Origin of the sequence: Sediminibacterium sp. TEGAF015, from assembly GCF_025997995.1 — a bacterium.
Classification (GTDB): Bacteria; Bacteroidota; Bacteroidia; order Chitinophagales; family Chitinophagaceae; genus Sediminibacterium.
Window position 1 is genome coordinate 269,479 of sequence record NZ_AP026683.1, and the last position, 19,792, is coordinate 289,270.

At 38.4% G+C, this 19,792-nt stretch carries 16 protein-coding genes; 10 read left to right on the plus strand and 6 right to left on the minus strand.

Going from position 1 to position 19,792, the window contains the following annotated elements; genetic code table 11:
* Positions 1–18 precede the first annotated feature (18 nt).
* Positions 19–855, minus strand: a complete 837-nt coding sequence (locus TEGAF0_RS01185) for a hypothetical protein (RefSeq protein ID WP_264899378.1) — start codon at positions 853–855, stop codon at positions 19–21.
* A gap of 140 nt (positions 856–995) precedes the next feature.
* On the opposite strand from TEGAF0_RS01185, the gene proS reads away from it, so the two are divergent.
* Genes proS through truB form a run of 4 tightly spaced genes read left to right on the plus strand, consistent with a single transcriptional unit; the run spans position 996 to position 5,207 of the window.
* Positions 996–2,474, plus strand: a complete 1,479-nt coding sequence (gene proS, locus TEGAF0_RS01190; protein WP_264899380.1) for a proline--tRNA ligase — start codon at positions 996–998, stop codon at positions 2,472–2,474.
* Positions 2,475–2,486: 12 nt separating this feature from the next.
* Entirely contained in the window at positions 2,487–3,431 is a 945-nt protein-coding gene (locus tag TEGAF0_RS01195) for a YjgN family protein (RefSeq protein WP_264899382.1), read from the plus strand.
* Positions 3,431–4,504, plus strand: coding sequence for a M48 family metallopeptidase (locus tag TEGAF0_RS01200; RefSeq protein WP_264899384.1), 1,074 nt, complete (start codon positions 3,431–3,433; stop codon positions 4,502–4,504). The genes TEGAF0_RS01195 and TEGAF0_RS01200 overlap by 1 nt, the downstream gene beginning before the upstream one ends.
* 1 nt (position 4,505) lies before the next feature.
* Positions 4,506–5,207: a tRNA pseudouridine(55) synthase TruB gene (gene truB, locus TEGAF0_RS01205; RefSeq protein ID WP_264899386.1), complete on the plus strand. Its 702-nt coding sequence runs from the start codon at positions 4,506–4,508 to the stop codon at positions 5,205–5,207.
* On the opposite strand, the gene TEGAF0_RS01210 is transcribed toward truB, so the two are convergent.
* The gene (locus TEGAF0_RS01210) at positions 5,204–7,591 is read right to left on the minus strand and encodes an outer membrane protein assembly factor (RefSeq protein ID WP_264899388.1); all 2,388 of its coding nucleotides are present in this window, start codon (positions 7,589–7,591) and stop codon (positions 5,204–5,206) included. The two genes, truB and TEGAF0_RS01210, sit on opposite strands and share 4 nt — an antisense overlap.
* 5 nt (positions 7,592–7,596) lie before the next feature.
* On the opposite strand from TEGAF0_RS01210, the gene TEGAF0_RS01215 reads away from it, so the two are divergent.
* Entirely contained in the window at positions 7,597–8,325 is a 729-nt protein-coding gene (locus TEGAF0_RS01215) for a TrmH family RNA methyltransferase (RefSeq protein ID WP_264899390.1), read from the plus strand.
* On the opposite strand, the gene TEGAF0_RS01220 is transcribed toward TEGAF0_RS01215, so the two are convergent.
* Complete coding sequence (locus TEGAF0_RS01220) at positions 8,326–9,558, minus strand: ABC transporter permease (RefSeq protein ID WP_264899392.1); 1,233 nt, start codon at positions 9,556–9,558, stop codon at positions 8,326–8,328.
* Between the two features lie 63 nt (positions 9,559–9,621).
* Here TEGAF0_RS01220 and TEGAF0_RS01225 point away from each other — a divergent pair, with 63 nt between their 5' ends.
* The 4 genes from TEGAF0_RS01225 to TEGAF0_RS01240 all read left to right on the plus strand — a co-directional run bounded on the left by TEGAF0_RS01225 (position 9,622) and on the right by TEGAF0_RS01240 (position 14,107).
* Positions 9,622–10,899, plus strand: coding sequence for a type IX secretion system plug protein (locus TEGAF0_RS01225; RefSeq protein WP_264899394.1), 1,278 nt, complete (start codon positions 9,622–9,624; stop codon positions 10,897–10,899).
* Positions 10,900–10,967: 68 nt separating this feature from the next.
* Complete coding sequence (locus TEGAF0_RS01230; RefSeq protein WP_026751538.1) at positions 10,968–11,171, plus strand: cold-shock protein; 204 nt, start codon at positions 10,968–10,970, stop codon at positions 11,169–11,171.
* Positions 11,172–11,261: 90 nt separating this feature from the next.
* Entirely contained in the window at positions 11,262–12,083 is an 822-nt protein-coding gene (locus tag TEGAF0_RS01235; RefSeq protein WP_264899399.1) for a purine-nucleoside phosphorylase, read from the plus strand.
* 17 nt (positions 12,084–12,100) lie between these two features.
* Entirely contained in the window at positions 12,101–14,107 is a 2,007-nt protein-coding gene (locus tag TEGAF0_RS01240; protein ID WP_264899400.1) for a putative porin, read from the plus strand.
* Here TEGAF0_RS01240 and TEGAF0_RS01245 read toward each other — a convergent pair.
* The 3 genes from TEGAF0_RS01245 to TEGAF0_RS01255 all read right to left on the minus strand — a co-directional run bounded on the left by TEGAF0_RS01245 (position 14,104) and on the right by TEGAF0_RS01255 (position 17,813).
* Positions 14,104–15,315, minus strand: a complete 1,212-nt coding sequence (locus TEGAF0_RS01245; RefSeq protein WP_264899401.1) for a 4-hydroxy-3-methylbut-2-enyl diphosphate reductase — start codon at positions 15,313–15,315, stop codon at positions 14,104–14,106. The two genes, TEGAF0_RS01240 and TEGAF0_RS01245, sit on opposite strands and share 4 nt — an antisense overlap.
* 72 nt (positions 15,316–15,387) lie before the next feature.
* Positions 15,388–15,984 carry a pseudouridine synthase gene (locus tag TEGAF0_RS01250; RefSeq protein ID WP_264899402.1) on the minus strand — a complete coding sequence of 199 codons (597 nt, stop codon included), beginning with the start codon at positions 15,982–15,984 and terminating at the stop codon, positions 15,388–15,390.
* Positions 15,984–17,813 carry a HAMP domain-containing sensor histidine kinase gene (locus tag TEGAF0_RS01255; RefSeq protein WP_264899403.1) on the minus strand — a complete coding sequence of 610 codons (1,830 nt, stop codon included), beginning with the start codon at positions 17,811–17,813 and terminating at the stop codon, positions 15,984–15,986. The genes TEGAF0_RS01250 and TEGAF0_RS01255 overlap by 1 nt, the downstream gene beginning before the upstream one ends.
* A gap of 62 nt (positions 17,814–17,875) precedes the next feature.
* Here TEGAF0_RS01255 and TEGAF0_RS01260 point away from each other — a divergent pair, with 62 nt between their 5' ends.
* Positions 17,876–19,789 carry an ABC-F family ATP-binding cassette domain-containing protein gene (locus TEGAF0_RS01260; RefSeq protein ID WP_264899405.1) on the plus strand — a complete coding sequence of 638 codons (1,914 nt, stop codon included), beginning with the start codon at positions 17,876–17,878 and terminating at the stop codon, positions 19,787–19,789.
* The last annotated feature ends 3 nt before the right edge of the window (positions 19,790–19,792 follow it).

Here is a 19,792-nt window from a genome sequence, read left to right on the forward strand (position 1 = left end):
TGTTAATTGCTGGCAATATTAGTTTCTACCACCTCTGCCTGAACTAGCGCTTGATCCTGTACTACCAAAACCTCCGCTTGCTCCGCCAGCATTGCTATTGGTCATTGGAGTTGAACCGTTATTGCTAAAGGTTCTGATAGAACGATCAAAGCTATTGGATTGACCGCCAGGTGTACTTGGAGTTGAGAACACTCTTTTTACCAGATTGCCAAAGTTGTTGCTGCTGCCGTTGGACCCTGGCGCATACCAGTTACTCCCTTTTTCTGAATTGTTATTGTTATACATTCTATTTCTTAAAGCACTCAAATTTGCGCCTGAGCCAGAAGTGATAATATTTGCTTTTGGATTACCGTAATTGATTACAGAGAAGAAAGGATTGCTCCATCCAATCTGATTCATATAGCCACCACCAAAGAATCCCCCACCATAAAGTCCGCCTCCGTAAAATCCACCGCCAAAGAAATTATTCCATGCAGTAAATCCAGGGCCAAATCCAAATCCTAGATTCCATGGATTCATTACATAAGGATTCAGCATCCATGGATTCAATGAAGTGAAGTGCCCATACGTGTAAGGCGAAAAATCATATCTCATGTCATTCCAATAGCTGAAATTATCAATGGTACCCCAACGATCTCTGTTGGCTACTTTCATTCTTAAGTATCGATCATCCATGGTACTCACGTATTCTTGATAGCGGTCGTCACTGTTCTTGCCACTTGCATAAGCGTATGTTTCTCTTTCCTGACCAGGTGAGAAATATACATCGTCGGGCGTTTGGCCTGATTGATAGGCTGTGCTGCAGCCACTTAAGATCGTTACAAGTGTTAGCGCACTGAATACAAGCTTTTTCATGATTATCCTTTTTAGGTGCATCAATTTGGTTGAATGAAGTTACATACATTTGCGCATGGTAACTTCAAACAATTAGAGGCAAATTACATGCCAACTAACAAATGTTAGTCTTGTTTAGGTTAAAAAAAATAAAAATATTTATGGGAAAGGAGCTAACCTCAAGATCGCAGGATTATTCACAATGGTATAACGACTTAATTATCAAGGGCCAACTGGCGGATTATTCTGCGGTAAGGGGCTGTATGGTCATCAAACCCTATGGTTTTGCTTTATGGGAAAATATGAGGGATGTATTGGACAAAATGTTCAAAGATACCGGACACCAGAATGCTTACTTCCCGCTTTTTGTACCTAAGAGTTTATTTGAGGCTGAAGAAAAAAATGCAGAGGGGTTCGCAAAAGAATGTGCAGTTGTTACGCATTACCGATTAAAGACTGATCCAAATAATAAAGGCAAATTAATGGTAGATCCGGAAGCAAAGCTGGAAGAAGAACTGGTGGTTCGTCCAACCAGTGAAGCCATTATCTGGAATACTTATAAAGGGTGGATTCAAAGCTATCGTGACTTACCGCTGTTGATTAACCAATGGGCTAATGTGGTTCGTTGGGAGATGCGCACGCGTCTATTTCTCCGAACAGCAGAATTTCTGTGGCAGGAGGGCCATACTGCGCATGCTTCTGCGGAAGAAGCGATTGAAGAAACTAAGCGAATGCTCGACGTATATGCTGACTTTGCCGAAAACTGGATGGCATTACCTGTTATTAAAGGAGTGAAATCGCCAAACGAGCGTTTTGCAGGAGCGGAAGACACGTATTGTATTGAAGCCCTGATGCAGGATGGTAAAGCATTACAGGCAGGCACTTCGCATTTTCTGGGTCAGAATTTTGCTAAAGCATTCGATGTGAAATTCAGCGACAAGAACAATCAGCTCGATTATGTATGGGCAACCAGCTGGGGCGTAAGTACCCGTTTGATTGGAGGATTGGTGATGGCGCATAGTGATGATGACGGTTTAATTTTACCTCCACGTATTGCACCGATTCAGGTAGTTATTGTGCCTATCTATAAAGGCGATGAACAAAAAGCTCAGATTGATGAAGTGGTAGGCGCAATGATTAAGGAGATGAAATCACTGGGCATAACCGTTAAGTACGATGACGCTGACAACAGCAGACCCGGATGGAAATTCGCGGAATATGAATTAAAAGGCGTTCCTGTTAGAATTGCAGTAGGCGCAAGAGATTTGGCCAATCAGGTAGTAGAAGTTGCCAGAAGGGATACTAAGGAAAAACAAACGATTTCCCTATCAGGTATTGGGGTATATGTAAAAGAATTATTGAACGATATTCAAGTTTCCATGTTTAATAAGGCTAAAGCATTCCAGCAAGAACATATTACTCCTGCCAATACCTGGGAAGAATTTGTACATATTCTGGATACCAAGGCAGGATTTGTTTCTGCACATTGGGATGGTTCTCCTGAGACAGAAGAAAAAATAAAGGAATTATCTAAGGCAACTATTCGTTGTATTCCTCTGGATAATCCTCAGGAGGAAGGCCTTTGTATTTTAACAGGAAAAAAATCTACTCAAAGAGTTCTGTTTGCGAGGGCATATTGATATATTTATTATATGGAATATAATAAATATAGCCTCAGCTTCAAAGGGAGTGGAACTTCCTATTTTAAAGTACTGCTAGTTAATATCATTTTAGTTACCATAACCCTAGGCCTCTATTATCCCTGGGCAAAAGCGCGGTCATTGCAGTATTTCTACAGCAATTCCTTGTTCAATGAACAGGCTTTTGTATTTACCGGAACCGGTTCAGAAATGTTCAGAGGATTCATCAAGGCATTTCTTTTATTAATAGGTATGTATGGATTGGTAACCTACCTGGTGCTGAATGAACAGGAATTGGTAGGGCTGGCACTTTTTTATATTTTTCTGATTCTCCTTGTTCCATTGGCCATACACGGCTCTTACCGATACCGATTTGCAAAAACTGTATGGAGTGGAATTCGTTTTGGATATATGGGAGATAAATGGGAGCTTTTTGCGCTCTTTATAAAAGGTATATTATTGACTATTGTTACTTTCGGAATTTATGGTGCCTGGTTCATGATGAATCTGAGACGATATTTATTGTGCAATGTAAAAGTGGGGGATGCAAGGTTTGCTTACAAAGGAGTGGGTGGTGAATATTTTTGGCTGAACATCAAGGGATATTTTTTAAGCATTTTTACATTGGGTCTGTATTTTTTCTGGTGGCAAAAAGACTTGTATGCTTATTTTATAAATAACTTAAGACTGACCAGGGGAGAGCAGACAATGTTGTTGCGTTCAACCGCTACAGGTGGTGATTTCCTTGTTTTGATTCTGTTGAACCTGTTGCTTTTTATTTTTACTCTAGGGTTGGCTACACCCTGGATAGCAGTAAGAACCATGCGTTTTTTATTTTCTCATTTGGTGCTGGATGGAACCATTGCATTTGATGAATTGCAGCAAACTCAGCCGAATTATGATGATGCTACAGGTGAAGATATTGCAGACTTTTTAGACTTTGGATTTGTTATATAATGGAAATAATTAGTTCAGTTCAATATTTTGATGGATTGCAGGCAACCCCTCAATCAGCTTTGTTATACATATCAGCTGAGGGTTTCTCTCTTCAAGTTGGTCTTATTTGGGAAACAGGTGCTCCTGTCTTATTTTATCCTAGAGGAGAATGTTCTTTTCAGAAAACAGATCATCAACTCATTGTTTTTCTGAATAAAAAAAACAGTGCCTATTTTACCATTGCTATCCATGAACCAGTCGTGCCAGAAATTATCAATCTGATCCAAGCTGCTGAAAAATCAATTGCTGCCAGATTATTTAAGCTAAATGTTTTTACACTATTGTTAATCGTCCTGCTCTTATTTTCCGGAGTGTATTGGGGAATATCTACGATTGTTCCCTGGGCTGGGCTTAAAATCATCAAGCCTGCAACTGAAACAGAATTGGGAGAAAAAATGCATGAATCAATGATGGTAGATGCCAGCATTGATAAGAGGAAAACAGCATTGGTTCAGTCTTTTGCCAACTCACTGGAATTAAGTAAAACCTACCCCATTAAAATTACGGTAGTTAAAAATCAAGAAGTAAATGCCTATGCCTTACCGGGTGGAAATATAGTTGTCTATTCCGGAATATTGCGAACCATGCAATCGGGAGATGAGTTGGCAGCTTTGCTGGGTCATGAAGCAGCCCATATTAATGAACGTCATAGTTTGCGTTCCGTTTTGCGTTCTGCCGCAACAGGATTAATGGTATCTGTTATTTTCAATGATGTTTCCGGTATCCTGTCTATTTTGGTGGAAAATGCAGAGGGATTAAGATCCATGCAGTTTTCGAGAAGTATGGAAGAAAATGCAGATGAAGTTGGTATGCGGATGCTCGTGAAAAATAAAATTAATCCGCTGGCGATGAAACAACTCATGCTGACACTAAAAGACAACGCACCTGATATGCCAGCTGTTTTAAGTTTTATTTCTACACATCCAGCAACAGATGACAGAATTAAACACGCGGAGACTTTTGCGATTCCTTATAAAAACAGTTCCTTTGCAGCCAATCCTCTCAGGGATTCTATCTGGAGAGAACTAAAGTAAAATGAAGCAGAAAGAAATTCATCCCGCATTACAGCCTTATCTGGAAGGGCAGGCTATTTTAATTGATAAACCCATTGACTGGACTTCATTTGACGTAGTCAGAAAAATCAGAAATATTACCCGAATTGTAAAAGTTGGACATGCAGGAACCCTTGATCCATTAGCGACCGGCCTTCTGATTGTGTGTACAGGAAAGTATACCAAGAAGATTAATGAATATATGGGAATGGAAAAAGAGTACACGGGTACTTTTACATTGGGGGCTACCACACCCACCTATGATTTAGAATCTGAGCCAGTTAATTTTTGTGATACCAACCATCTTTCTGAATCTCAAATTAAAGAAGCAACGAAGAAATTTACCGGACCAATTATGCAGGTTCCCCCTATTCATTCTGCCATCAAGCAAGAGGGGAAACCCGTTTACCTGGCTGCAAGAAAAGGCATTGATGTAGTGCTGGAGCCCAGACCTGTTACCATACATGCTTTTGAGATTGAAAAAATAGAAATGCCCGTAGTTCATTTTCGCGTAGTATGTTCAACAGGCACTTACATCAGAAGTCTGGCCAATGATTTTGGAAAGGCACTGGGAGTTGGCGCATATATGAGTTCTCTAAGACGTACCAGAATCGGACATTTTCAGGTATCAGCTGCCGAATCGATGGAATCCTTCGAAGCTAAAATTGAGCAATTGAAAGCTTAGAATGGCAATCCGATACCAAGCTGTAATGCAAAGTTGGGAACTTTGATTCCATTAGGCCGGATATCGTTCCAGGTAAAATCTTTAATACTCATCCAACCGTTATTGGCTGCTCTAAGCGGGTCTTTTAATTTATAAGCAAAGTCTAATCGGATCAGAAAATAAGACATGTCAAATCTTAAGCCAGTTCCAATACCAATGGCCATATCCCTTGTAAAATTACTAATTGAAAAACGTGTATCTAAATCGGTGGAAGCAGCTCTTTTGATATTCCAAACGTTTCCAATATCTGCATACAAAGCAGACCCAATTTTAAAACTACCAATGCTGGCCAATTGAAATCGGTACTCAACATTGAACTCCAGTTGCATGTCTCCAAAACGATCTCTGAAAGCATTGGATGCAGTATCCCTTTCACTTTGATTAGAACTACCCAGCCCCAGTTGTCTTAATCTCCAGGCTCGCATACTATTGGGGCCACCCGCAGAGAATTGTTTATAAAAGGGGAGGGTGGGGCCAATGATCGTATCTCCGCCAAAGTTATATCCCATACCAGCAAAGGCACGATAAGCCAATTCAGACTTGGGAAATTTTACCGACTGTTTATATTCTGTTTCTAATTTTAAGTAGCGATATATATTTCCCTTCAAACCCGGAATAAATCCGAAAATTCCTCCTGCTTCTTCTACAGCTATTCTATAAAATTTATCTTTTGCAGGATTTCTGCTTCCCTTGGTAGTCTTTACAAAAGAAAAACTCTGACTCACAATGCTACCCTCATTAAAAGAGGCTTTAAGGAAAGGGTTTTTAATGATCAATTGATCCAGTGAGTCAAGTTTCACGATAGAGTAAAGCTCAACATTGATGGGCTTGTATAAAAAAGAGTTGTTTCCTTTTTTCCATTCAAAGCCATAGCTGGTTGTGAAGTTGCGGATATTATAAAAGTTTCTTCTGTCCACATAACCCAGATTAACCGACCAAAGGGTTCTTTTATTATCCAGCAAATCCAATCCCTTCCAAGGCTTAAAAGGCTGTATAATTCCAGGAAAAATATAGGTATGTCCAATATTAAACAGGAAAGTCTGAAACAACTGATCAGGCTGGTTACTGCTATTTAAAATGTTCAACTCAACTCCCGTTCTAATTGTTGCTATAGATTGAATGGCGTTTTTCCACACATTTCTGTTGTTGTAAGAGAAATTGGTAGTGATACCCAGCAGATTGGTTACACCAATATCAGCAATATTTCTACTGGCTTCCAAATCAACGGTAAAGCTCTGTTTTACAGCCGGTGTCATAAAAAAATACATGTCTAAGGTATCCCTATCTCTTATTTCAGGCCGGATATCTACGTTTTGCCAGGCTGGTAGCTGCCCAAGCGCATTGGCTGTTTTAAAATAGCGTTGTTCATTATAAAGATCTCCCTTGGAAAAATAAGTATCTTCCTTAAGTGGCCTATAATTAAATAATCCCTTTTTATATCGGATGGTACCATTCGGAATTTTTTTCTCCAGGAAGGATTTATCTTTTAATAAGCTATCTGGTACATCCGAAATTTTTGTTTCCGGAAAATAATGCAGATTACCAATATGATATTGAATTAAACGAGAGCTATCTTCCAGTTCTCTTTGTTTTATGGTAATATCCCAATTGGGATTTTCTTTTTTGGCTTTTGCTATTTCAGATAAAAGTTTTGCCTGTTCAAACGGGTCAGTGGTTAAAGAAAACAGGTTGGTATTATTAGAATCCACGTAGGCATAAACGTCTTCACGTGTTATTTTGTAATACCCGTTTTTTCTGAATAGTCCCACCAGTCTATCCAGTTCGTTACTGATGATTTCTTTGGAATAGGGTTTGTTCTTTTTCAAAAAACTTTTGTTGGTTTCCGAACTAGCTAAATGCTGTAAGGATGAATCGTTCATCTCTATGGTTACTTCGTCTATACTGATATTTTTTCCTGCTTCAATATTCATGAACACACTGGTTCTAATCTGATCTTTTACCGTATCAATGGTATAAGAATTGGTTAGTTCTGCATAGTAATATCCCTGTGCATTTAGGTATGAGTTCATGAAAAGGGCAGAACGAGTGATATTGGTACTATCGAAAATTGCTGGATTCTTGATTTTGTAAAACAATCCAAATTGTTGCTGTTTGGGTACTTTTAAACTGTCGTCCCAATAATTTTGTAAGTTGGTTAGTAAGCGTTTTTTCTCATCTTTGGTAAAATTGCCATTCAGGTTAATCTGATTGTTATAAACAAAGGGCTGGTTCTTAGGATAATTTCTAACCCAGGTTCTTTTTTGTTCTGCACAGGATACAAGGAACAATAAAGAGAAAATGAATCCATTTGTGCTGTAGAATCGGGTATTTACCTTAAAATGCATAGACAATGATAAGCAAGAATGAAGCCAAATATATTCAAAGTTTGTTCCATAAAAAACAAAGGGACGCATTAAGCCTATTTATTGTAGAAGGAGTTAAGGGGGTAGATGAGCTTTTGAATAGTTCCATGCAGATTCAGAAAATTTATGCGCTGGACAGTTGGGATCATCCATTAATGCATAAAGCCCCCCTGGTCAGAATTAGTGAATCTGTCCTGGCTCAAATCAGCGGGCTCCAAACCCCTAATAAGGTGCTGGCGATTGCGCAACAACCTGATTTGGTTTTAGCGCCTCCGGTAAGAGGCAAATGGATACTGGCACTCGATGGTATAAAAGATCCGGGTAATATGGGCACGCTGATCAGAATTGCGGATTGGTTTGGTATTCAGCAGGTAATAGCTTCAGAAGATTCAGTTGAATTTTTCAATCCGAAAGTGATTCAGAGTACCATGGGTAGCTTTGCAAGAGTATCTGTAGGGTATACTTCTTTGGTAGACTATTTAACTACTACCGAATTGCCTGTGCTGGGTGCTTTGCTGAACGGAAATTCGATTTACCAGCAACCAGCATTAAAAGAAGGTGTGCTGTTGATTGGGAACGAATCCAATGGTATTAATGAAACCTTGCTTCCTTTAATTCGAATTCCCGTGAGTATTCCCAGATTGGGGGGAGCTGAATCGCTGAATGCCGCAGTGGCAGGGGGGATTTTACTCTCTCATCTTTTAAAACCATCCTAATTATCTGAACTGTATAGCCTCTATGGGCTTTATTTTTTTGACCAGCAGAGCGGGTAAAAGCAAAATGATAAACGACAGCAACCAGGTTGCCATACAAACTAATACAATTTGCCACCAGACGATTAATACCGGTGCTTCTTTAACGTAATATGCCGATTCGTCCAGTTTGATAAACCCAGTGCTTTGTTGTAAGAGAACCAAGCCCATACCAACTGCAAATCCCCAGATAACGCCTTTTAATGCAATATTGCCTGCATGGTGCAAAAAAATCTGAATTATCTGTCGGTCTCTTGCACCCAAAGCTTTCAGAATACCAATCATGGGAGTCCTTTCCAAAATTAGAATCAGCAGGCAGGTAACCAGATTGATAATAGCTACTATCGCCATGATGATAAATATTACATCCCTGTTCATATTCTGGATTTGTAACCAGTCAAATATATTGGGATAAATAGAGGCAACTGTTCTGCTCATCCATTCTGTTGGTAAATCATTCTGTAAAACCTGATTTGCTGAGTCTGGCTGAAAACCTTCATTTAGAAAGATTTCATATCCTCCAATCTGATCAGGTTCCCACTGATTAAGCCTGGCAATTAAACGAAGATCAGTGAGCATGAAAAGCTTATCGTATTCTTCAATTCCTGTTTTATATAGCCCCGCAACTTTTAATTTCCGGTAAGTAGTTTGAGTAGATTCATTACCAACAAAATAAATTGTTACGGTGTCATTAATGTGAATATTCAGCAGGCCCGCTATCTGTTTTGAAACAATTATTTCCCTGCTATAAACGCTGTCTGAAAACTTCAGCCATTTCCCTTCTGTAATAAATGGCTTTATTAAAGTGCTGTCATAAGTAGATTCAACCCCCTTCAGTAATATACCTTCTATATTTTTTTTATAGGAAATAACTGCAGATTTGGTGGCAAAAGCCTGGTGTCTGAGAATACTTTTCTGATTGTTCAGCAATGCTTCTATTTCCTTGTTGCGGCTAATCGGCAATTCTTCTGCCATAAGCGATTTGTCGGGTTCAAAATGTTGTACCCTGATATGTCCCCAGAAATTGAATACTTTTTGTGCAACAGTCTGTTGAAATCCATTTACAAAACAAATGGTAATAATCATGGCTGCAACACCAACAGCAGTTGCTCCAACTGACAACCGAATAATAAAACGGGAAAAAGTTTGCTTTTGATTAGCAGCTAATTTCTGAGCGATATATGCTGGAAAATTCAAACGGTATAATTTTTGACGTAATCAAAGCTACTAATAATACGATTGTTTCAGTAAGTTTAATCTATGATGAAACTGTTATACACGATGCTACTGGGTTTATTAAGCAGTTCTTTGATGGCTCAGCTTAAACCGGATCATATATACCAACCCAATATTAAAACTCCAAAATTATTTCCAACGAATAATCAGCTGGGGCTTCCCATTATTCAATTGAATGCCGCTGATCAGCTGGAACTGCATTTTGATGATTTGGGTACTTATCCTAAAAATTACTTCTATACTTTCCAATTGTGCAACGCAGACTGGACAGAAGCACAATGGAGTCCATTCGATTACATACGTGGATTTCAGCAAAACAGAATCAGTCAGTACCGAATATCTTCTGTAGCACAGGTGCAATATGTACACTATCAAGTTAATTTGCCGGAGCGTTCCTGTATTCCAACCAGAAGTGGAAATTATATACTAAAGGTTTTTCAGGATGCAGATACTTCTAAATTATTGTTTACAAAACGATTTTATGTGGTTGATAATAAAGTTGGCATTGCGGCACAGATGCAACAGCCATTCAATGCATCTCAGCATAGGACCCATCAGAAAATTCAATTGTCTTTAAATACTTCTACACTTCAGACCATTCAGCCTCAACAGATTCAAACTATTATTTTACAGAATGGGAGATGGGACAATGCTTCACAAAAATTAGTTCCTTCCTTTATACGCGGGAACATACTTGAGTACAATGCCGAGCAGGATTGCCTATTTCCTGCAGGCAAAGAGTATCGATGGATTGATTTAAGGAGCTTACGCTTCGAGAGTGATAGAATAGAACGAATCAGCAGAACGAGTATTCCGGTTACAGTGTATGCCAAAACCGATGCAATCAGAACTGGTGTGCGGTATTTGTGGTACAGGGATTTAAATGGATTTTTTGAAATTTCAACTACTGAATCCATCAATCCATGGTGGCAATCTGATTACGCAGAAGTGGAATTTACGCTGGCAACAGACAATCGTCAGCCCCTTAAACAACCCGTATACTTGTTGGGTGATTTTACAGGAAACCAGTTAAGCGATAGCTCGATCATGGAATTTGACGAACGTAAAATGGTCTATTACAAGCGATTAACATTAAAGCAAGGTTTTTACAGTTATCAATATGTTGTTAAAGATGGCCCAGGTCAAACTTCCGTTTCCTCCTACGATTTCACAGAAGGAAATTACTGGGAAACGGAAAACAACTATACCATTCTTGTGTATTATCGTCCATTTGGCGGACGGCATGATGAATTGGTAGGTATTCGTCAAATCAATAGTATTCAACCTAATTTGAGACTTTAACAATTAAGTTTAGGCAGGGCAGGTATTTAAGTGTACCTTTGCGGTATTATTTATTTACAATTTTTACAATGGACACACAAATTCAAGGAACTGTAAAGTTCTTTAACGAAGAAAAAGGTTTTGGTTTTATTAAGCATGATGATTCCAACAAAGAAACTTTTGTACATGCTAATGGTTTAATCGACCAGATTGAAGCTAACGATAAAGTTATCTTTGATGTGCAGGAAGGAAGAAAAGGTTTGAATGCAGTAAATGTAAAACGTTTAAGCTAGTCTTAAATTACATACCTTATCAGAGGCCATCAACTTTCGGTTGATGGCCTTATTTTTTATAAGTGTATATTTGTCCCCTAATTTCTTATTATGTCTGTTTTAATGAATCAACTGAAAGAGGCAGTAGCTTTTATTAGTTCAAAAGCGACCCAAGAGGCCAACATTGGTATAGTATTGGGTAGCGGTCTTGGTAATTTATCAAAGGAAATTAAAGTTGAAGTTTCTATACCTTATGCTGAAATACCCCATTTCCCTGTAAGTACTGTTGAAGGGCATGGTGGTAGTTTGTTGTTTGGAGAGCTGAGCGGGAAAAAAGTATGGGTGATGAGTGGCAGATTTCATTTTTATGAAGGATACACGCCGCACCAGGTAACTTTTCCTGTAAGGGTGATGCACTTGCTGGGCGTTAAAACTTTATTCCTTTCTAATGCAGCAGGTGGAGTTAATCCTTCTTTTAAAGTTGGGGATCTGATGGTAATTTCTGATCATATCAGTCTTTTTGTTGTGAACCCATTACTGGGTAAAAACGAAGAAGAACTGGGTACCCGCTTCCCTGATATGAGTGAACCTTACAGTAAGGATTTAATTGCTAAAGCAATGCAGATTGGAGCTCAGAACCAGATTGAATTAAAAACAGGTGTTTACACAGGGGTAACCGGGCCTACTTTTGAAACCAGGGCAGAATATAAAATGATTCATGCTTTAGGTGGGGATGCTGTAGGTATGAGTACAGTTCAGGAAAATATAGTAGCCGTACATTGCGGTATTAAAGTATTTGCTACAAGTGTAATAACAGATTTAGGCATCAGGGAGGAAGAAAATGTAATTACGCACGAGGAAGTTCTGGAAGCAGCAACAGCTGCAGAGCCAAAATTGACTTTATTATTCAAGGAATTGATTCGTAGTTTATAAGCTTATACAGCGTCTGTATGATGAAGCGCAGCACCATTCTGGGATTACTAATGCTACTATTCGTTATTGCGGATACAGAATGGGGATGGTCGCAGGGTTTCAGACCGGGTATGGGGTCTTTCTCATCCGGAGGCAGTATGATGCAGCAAATGGGAGGAGGGAAATCAAAAATGGATTCTCTTCAAAAAAGAGACCAATACGCTGATTCAATTACCATTTTTTATAAGTCGTTTGATTCTACACGCAATCGATCAATCGATTCTTCGATCAATGATTTTACAACCAGATTCCCAATGCCATTTACCCACTATCACCTGGGTAATTTTGGAACGGCTGCCAAATCCATGTTATTTAGCCCTATGATGAAAACTGGCTTTGACGCTGGCTTTCATACATTTGATATGTACAAGTTCACGCTTGAAAATACCAGGTTTTATCAGACAACTAGGCCATATACAGAACTGGGTTATTTGTTAGGAGCCAAAGCAGAGCAGCTGATAGACTTAAAGCATACACAAAATCGGAAGTCCAATTTTAATTTTGGCTTCGAATACAGGTTCAGCAATTCTCCGGGTACGTTGAAAAATCAGAACGCCAGTCACAATAATTTTCGATTTACTTCACACTATCAGTCCAATAATAGACAGTATGAGCTTTTCTTTCTTTATATATCCAATAAGTCATCTGTCTCTGAAAACGGGGGGTTGGTAGATGTTAAAAAACTCGATAGTCTGGCTCTGAATGATCCCTATGAATTAGAAACAAGATTGGGAAGATCAGGAGCTGCTATCAGAAATCCATTTAATACCAGTGTAAGCACAGGGCATTTGCAGAAAGATAATATGCTGCTGATTCGTCATCATTATGACTTAGGTAAGAAAGATTCTCTGGTAACCGATTCAGCTACGTATAAAATTTTCTATCCCCGTTTTAGAATTGAACATACCTTAAAGTATCAGCAACAGCTTGGACAGTTTTTTGATAACAACGTGGATTCCTTGCGTTATGTCAATTACTTTAATTACAGAACGCGTAATGGGCAGAGTTTTCAATTCAAGGATAGCTGGAAAATACTAACCAATGAATTTGCTTTAATCAGTTTTCCTGATAAATCCAATCAAAGTCAGTTTCTGAAGGCAGCAATTGCCATACAACAGATTAGTGGCAATTCTGATACGATTAATTCAATCAAGCTGAATAATATTTATGCAATTGGGGAATATAGAAATAGAACTAAAAATCAGGTTTGGGATTTGGAAGCAAAAGGGGAGCTATACCTGAATGGATTTAATGCCGGAGATTACAGTGCACTGCTGAGTATGAAAAGATTATTAGGAAAGAAAATAGGATTTCTAAACATTGGATTGCATAATGTTAATAGAACGCCTTCCTTCATTTTTAATGCTGAAAGTACTTTCCCGGTTCAAAACAGAGCTGGATTTAATAAAGAAAATAGTATAAGGTTTTTTGGTATGTATGAAAATCCTGCAAAAGCGGTAAAAGTATCTGCTGAGTACAGTGTGGTTAGCAACTACTTGTATTTCGATAGTTTTTTTGCAGCCAGACAGGAAGCTACACTTTTTAATGTTTTTCAACTGGGTGTTTTTAAGAAGTTTTCGCTTTCTAAACACTTGAATTGGTATACGGAAATACATGCGCAAAAAACACTTGGAACTGCACCGGTTAATTTGCCATTATTCATTACAAGAAACAGATTGGCTTTTGAAGGAAATTTTTATACCAATTTATTCCTGTCTACGGGTTTAGAGTTGAGATACAATACTCCATATAAAGCAGACGGTTACAGTCCGCTCCTGGGTCAGTTTTTCTATCAGAATAGACAAATGTTCTCAAACAGACCCGACATTCATGCATTTCTACATTTCAGAATTAAAAGCTTTAAAGGATTTATCCGTTTTGAGAATCTGAACACTTTATTTTCAAAAGTGAATCTGCTATCTGATCAATACCCCGCACAAGGGGTATGGAATAGAATTGGAATCTGGTGGTATTTTGTAAATTAATTTTGTGCTTCATTCAGCTCAATACCATAAAACATTCCTAGTTTTCGGATAACCTGTTCAACAACTGCATCAGGACAGCTTGCACCACTGGTCATCACAATATTGATGGTTTCTTTTTTGGGAAGGTAATCCTTGATATGGCTGAATTCCTTTGTTTGCCAGTTACAATGAAGCAAATTGTCCTTGTCAATTAGTTTATCAGGACCATCTATAAAGTAAGTAGGATATTTGGCTTCGCAAAGTTCTACCAGATGAGAACTATTGCTGCTATTATGTCCTCCAATAACGATAGCCAGGTCAGCCGCTGTATCCAGCATTCCTTTAACAGCAGACTGGTTGTCGTTGGTTGCATAACAAAGGGTATCTCTGGTATCTGCAAAATGATTTGCAACAGTATCACTTGTTAATTGATAGTGGTTAATTAATACCGATTTCAAATAATCAGAAATGGCTTGTGTATCTGAAGCCAGCTGGGTGGTTTGATTAACTACACCAATCTTCTGTAAGTCAGTTGAAACATTGAATCCTTCTGAATATTTTCCTTTGAAAACAGTATAGAAATCTTCCGGATTATTTTCTCCGGTCATGAATTTGGCTAATTCAATAGTTTCTGCCATGTCGTTCACTATAACGGTAGGGGTATTGGCAGAGGCGTGCGAAAAAGTAGCTCTAGTTTCTTCGTGTTTGGGTTTGCCATGTACTACAATGCTATACCCTTTGGATGCAATTTGCTCACTTCTGTTCCATACTTTTTCTACAAACGGACAGGTAGTATTGTATTTTTCTATGGCAATCCCCTTTGCTTTCAATAAAGCTTCAATTTCCAGTGTTGTTCCAAAAGCTGGTATTATTACTACATCGTCTGGTTGTAAGGACTCAAATGGGATAATCTGTTTTCCGTAGGTGTCCTGAAGAAATTGAACTCCACGCTCAATTAAATCCTTATTCACCTGCGGATTGTGAATCATTTCACTTAGCAGAAAAATTCTTTTCCCTGGATTTTGTTCTATCGTATTAAAGGCTATTTCAATGGCATTTTCAACTCCATAACAAAATCCGAAATGCCTGGCGAGGTAAATATTGATTGGTCCCAAATTCACAAGTGTAGGGCTAAAGTCCTTTTTCAGTTTATCTGCAGCTTTTCTGCTTTCCTTGATACGGCTGATAAAGTTGCTACGGTATATATTGGGTATAGTGAATTGCTTCATGGTATATAAACCACAAAAATACAAAATAGTTCGTTGATTAAGGGGTGGAAGAAATGCACTGTTTGCCTACAATCAATAATCACTGATATTGAGTCCATCAAAGAATTCCTGTTCACTAAGCTCCTGAATTCCACCAGGCATCAAATTGCCCAAATGAAGGTTTTCTATACGAAGTCGAACCAGTCTCTTGCATTTTAATCCAACTGCCGTCAGCATTTTTCTGACCTGATGAAATTTCCCTTCTGTTAAACTAATGCTTATCCAGTTATGAGGAACCCTGTCTGAAGGTATGTAATCGCTGTTAAATTGGATGACGGGTGGGTTAACCAGACAAACTTTAGCGGGTAGGGTAGTGTAGAAAGTATCGTTTCCTGTTCGGATAGGAACTCCATTGCTTAACTGTTCTAATTGCATATTGCTTACAGCGCTATTAACCAATACATGATACTCTCTAAAATGAGGCTTTGTACCCTGAAACAACAGCCTCGTTACTTTTTTATTGGTTGTTAACAGTAAAAGCCCTTCCGAATGTTGATCGAGTCTCCCAATGGCATGAATGCCTTCCGGAAAAGAGAAGTTTACATTCCCCAGTAAAGGAACAACATGGCTGCTTTTGAATTGAGAAACCATATTGCATGGTTTGTTCAATATGTAGTAATGGTACTGCATCAATCGCCTCTGCCAACTAATGGGAATAATAAATTGACGGTAGTACCTTCTCCCTGTAAGCTTTCTATTTCAATAGTGCCATTCATCTTATTCATAAAATCCTTGCATAAAACCAGTCCAAGGCCGATGCCTTTTTCATTGGCTGTTCCAAACGTAGAGTAACTCACATTGTCCTGAAACAATTTGGATAAGGCATCCGGTGACATACCAACACCAGAATCTTTAATGATTACAAATGCATTGTATTTATTTCGCTTTGTGTTAATGTCAATGATACCACCTTCATTGGTAAATTTAATTGCATTGCTGATTATGTTTCTTATGATAAACGCCGTCATATTTTTATCGGCCCAGATCAGCTGGCTATGGATATATGGTCTTATTCTGATATTTTTCGTAATTGCGCTTTGGTTTAAAATCGCAATCGTATCTGTTATAATCTGAGCCAAATCAATCGGCTGAAGATTCATTTGAATTTCGCCTGTTTGTGATCTGGACCACATTAATAATCCGTCCAGCATTTCCACAACTTTCTTTACATGTGTATTAAGGTTACTTGATACAAATTCGATTTCTGCTTCACTGAAATTTTTAAAATTGTCTTTGTAATAATCTAGAAAACTAATGATACTGCTAAGAGGTGCACGCATATCATGTGAAATGATAGATAAAAATTTATCCTTCTGTGCGCTAATCATTTTCAGCGTTTCTTCATTTTCGAGTAATTGCTGATTTTTGGCTTGTAGACTTTCCGATTTATCTTGGATGATTTTAATAGACCTTCTGATTTTCCGGATTGCTAGGTTGAAATTAATAGCCAGCTGCCCAATTTCATCCATTCTCATTTCATCAATAAAATCGGGATTTATATCGTCTTTGAATTTAGTAGCCACCACTTCTTTGGTGGCTTTATTCAGTTCAATTATCGGGCGAGTTACTTCCATTGAAATCAAATAACTCAATAATAATCCTGCTATAAGTGTTACTCCAATTAAGCCGTAAAAAATTAGTTCTATTCTGCCAAGATCTTCTTCGTATAACTGGTTGATAGATTGTAAAGCAGCAGCTATTTGTTCATCATTGCTTTTACTCTGCTTTATTAATTCATTTTGCAGGCCATCTTCATCAGCACCTCCTATACTTCTTTCCAGCTTCACAATACGGACAAATGTTTTCCTGAACTCATCCAGAATAATTTCAGCAGTTTGATTATTCTCGTAAACAAATATGAGTTTGCGTGCTAGTGAATCAAATGAAATGGCAGAGGACTGGCTTTTCTTGGTAAAGTAGTCACTGGATAATTGATCCAGCTTGTTTAAATCTGCTTCAGATATTAGACGATTTTCCTTTAATTCTTTTTTGTGTTTCAAAAAAGCACCCATTAATCCTTGTTCCCCAATCCCCAGTTGTTTTACGGAGTCAACCATTCGCTCAAAAAAGACTTCCTGTGCATGAATATTCCTGGTGATGGATAATAGTTTTTCGGCTATATGTGGTTTGGTGGCAATTTTATTTTCATTTATCGCAATAAGACTACTGTCAATTTGTTTAACCAGCTGCTGGTAGTTGTATACCGAATTAGAACTTCCGGAAATATAAAAACTTTCAGTGAAACGATCGGTCGTTAGAAAGACCTGTCTTGCTTCAGCTTGTTTCCCAATATGGGTTCTTATTTTATCCAATTGACCAATCATTTGGTGAATCATCAGTCTTTTGTCATTTATTTTTACTGAAATCACGATGATTAGGAGTGTAATCAGCAGAATCAGAAAATGAGACAGAAACAGCTTGTTTCTTATACTTAAGTTCCTTAATTGGGTTTTGATCATTTCTTTTTAAACTAGGTTCTGTGTTTCTCGGAATTAGCGTGTAAGATACTTAGTTTTGCAAGATGCATTATGTTTCAGTAGAAGGTTTAACCAAAAGCTACGGTATTAACCCCCTTTTTAAGAATATTTCCTTTCATATTAACGAAGGCGACAAAATAGCCTTGATTGCCAGAAATGGGATTGGCAAGTCTACCATGTTAAAAATTTTGGCCGGACTGGAAACCCCGGATGCTGGAAAAGTTTGGATTCATAAAGATGTTACCGTTGCTTTATTTGAACAGGATCCTCAGTTTGAAGAATCCTGGTCGGTGCTGGAAAATATTTTTCATTTGAATCATCCAGTTATCAATGCAATTAAAAAATACGAAGCTGCTATTGAAGAAGAAGATGCCATTGGCATAACAGAAGGTATTGAAGCCATGGATGATTTGAGCGCCTGGGATTTTGAAGCCAAGGTTAAGCAGATTCTTGAAAAACTGAATATACACCACTTAACCAATCCTGTAAAGGATTTGAGCGGTGGTCAAAGAAAAAGGGTAGCTCTGGCGAAAACGCTGATTGATATTGGTTTTGCTCATCAGCATACCTTGTTGATTATGGATGAGCCCACCAATCATCTGGATGTAGAAATGATTGAGTGGCTGGAGCATTATCTTTCTCAGGAAAAAGTGACTTTGCTTTTAGTAAGCCACGATCGGTACTTTCTGGACGCAACCTGCGAAGAAATCTGGGAGCTGGAACGCGAAAATCTTTATGTATACAAAGGCGATTATGAGCAATATATGGAGCAGAAAGCTGCCCGTATAGAAAGCGAGCAGGCCAGTATTGACAAAGCCAGAAATACCTACCGTAAAGAACTGGAATGGATGCGTAAACAACCCAAGGCCAGAACAACCAAGAGTAAGAGTAGACAGGATAATTTTTATGAGGTAGAAGCCAAAGCCAAGCAGAAGATTGAAGATGCACAGCTGCAGTTGCAGGTTAAAATGAGCAGGCTGGGAGGGAAAGTGGTTGAAATGAAAAAAGTGTATAAGAGCTATGGTGATCTACCCATTCTGAAAGGATTTGATTATCAGTTCAGCAAAGGGGAAAGGATTGGTATTGTTGGTAAAAATGGCGTTGGTAAATCTACTTTCTTAAATATTCTGCAGGCAATAGAGCCGGTAGATAGTGGTAAAATCAATATCGGGGATACGGTAGTTTTTGGAAATTTTTCACAACAGGGCCTGGTGTTTAAGGAAAATGTAAGGGTGATTGAATATGTTAAAAGTTTTGCCGAGAATTTTCCGTTGGCAGACGGTTCAACTTTGAGTGCAGCTCAGTTTCTTGAATTGTTTTTATTTACTCCGGATAAGCAATATACTTTTTTAAATTCTTTGAGTGGGGGAGAAAAGAAGCGTCTGCAATTGTTGGTCGTTTTATTCCGTAATCCGAACTTCCTGATTCTGGATGAGCCTACCAATGACCTTGATTTACCTACACTGTCTGTACTTGAGAACTTTTTGATAGACTATCCCGGATGCATTTTGATTGTATCCCATGATCGTTATTTCATGGATAGACTAGTAGACCATTTGTTTGTATTTGAAGGCAATGCCGAAGTAAGGGACTTCCCTGGCAATTACACGCAGTACAGACTTTGGTTAAAGGAAAATGAAAAGAAGGAGCAAAAATGGGAAGATCTGGAAGCCAATAAGCGAAAGGGAACCAGCACTGAAGACATTGTAACTAAGCCAGTAATTGCTGCAGCTGTTTCGGCAAAAAGAACTTTAAGTTATAAGGAAAAGAGAGAGTTGGAAACCCTGGAAAAGGCAATGCCTTTATTGGAAAAAGAGAAAGAAGAACTTACAACTAAAATGAGTGCAGGGGATGCTGATTACGCCAGTATGCAAAAAATGGGAGAGCGTTTATTACTTATTGAGAAGGAGCTGGAAGAAAAAGAAACCCGCTGGTTGGAGCTCAGCGAGTTTCAATAAAAC

What these genes read in the sequence shown, in the direction of transcription:
- TEGAF0_RS01235 (WP_264899399.1), top strand. Translation starts at nt 11,262, where the DNA reads ATGTCTGTTTTAATGAATCAACTGAAAGAGGCAGTAGCTTTTATTAGT.
- TEGAF0_RS01240 (WP_264899400.1), top strand. Translation starts at nt 12,101, where the DNA reads ATGATGAAGCGCAGCACCATTCTGGGATTACTAATGCTACTATTCGTT.
- proS (WP_264899380.1), top strand. Translation starts at nt 996, where the DNA reads ATGGGAAAGGAGCTAACCTCAAGATCGCAGGATTATTCACAATGGTAT.
- TEGAF0_RS01225 (WP_264899394.1), top strand. Translation starts at nt 9,622, where the DNA reads ATGATGAAACTGTTATACACGATGCTACTGGGTTTATTAAGCAGTTCT.
- TEGAF0_RS01245 (WP_264899401.1), bottom strand. Translation starts at nt 15,315, where the DNA reads ATGAAGCAATTCACTATACCCAATATATACCGTAGCAACTTTATCAGC.
- TEGAF0_RS01255 (WP_264899403.1), bottom strand. Translation starts at nt 17,813, where the DNA reads ATGATCAAAACCCAATTAAGGAACTTAAGTATAAGAAACAAGCTGTTT.
- TEGAF0_RS01210 (WP_264899388.1), bottom strand. Translation starts at nt 7,591, where the DNA reads ATGCATTTTAAGGTAAATACCCGATTCTACAGCACAAATGGATTCATT.
- TEGAF0_RS01185 (WP_264899378.1), bottom strand. Translation starts at nt 855, where the DNA reads ATGAAAAAGCTTGTATTCAGTGCGCTAACACTTGTAACGATCTTAAGT.
- TEGAF0_RS01215 (WP_264899390.1), top strand. Translation starts at nt 7,597, where the DNA reads ATGATAAGCAAGAATGAAGCCAAATATATTCAAAGTTTGTTCCATAAA.
- TEGAF0_RS01260 (WP_264899405.1), top strand. Translation starts at nt 17,876, where the DNA reads ATGCATTATGTTTCAGTAGAAGGTTTAACCAAAAGCTACGGTATTAAC.
- TEGAF0_RS01230 (WP_026751538.1), top strand. Translation starts at nt 10,968, where the DNA reads ATGGACACACAAATTCAAGGAACTGTAAAGTTCTTTAACGAAGAAAAA.
- TEGAF0_RS01195 (WP_264899382.1), top strand. Translation starts at nt 2,487, where the DNA reads ATGGAATATAATAAATATAGCCTCAGCTTCAAAGGGAGTGGAACTTCC.
- TEGAF0_RS01200 (WP_264899384.1), top strand. Translation starts at nt 3,431, where the DNA reads ATGGAAATAATTAGTTCAGTTCAATATTTTGATGGATTGCAGGCAACC.
- TEGAF0_RS01250 (WP_264899402.1), bottom strand. Translation starts at nt 15,984, where the DNA reads ATGCAGTACCATTACTACATATTGAACAAACCATGCAATATGGTTTCT.
- truB (WP_264899386.1), top strand. Translation starts at nt 4,506, where the DNA reads ATGAAGCAGAAAGAAATTCATCCCGCATTACAGCCTTATCTGGAAGGG.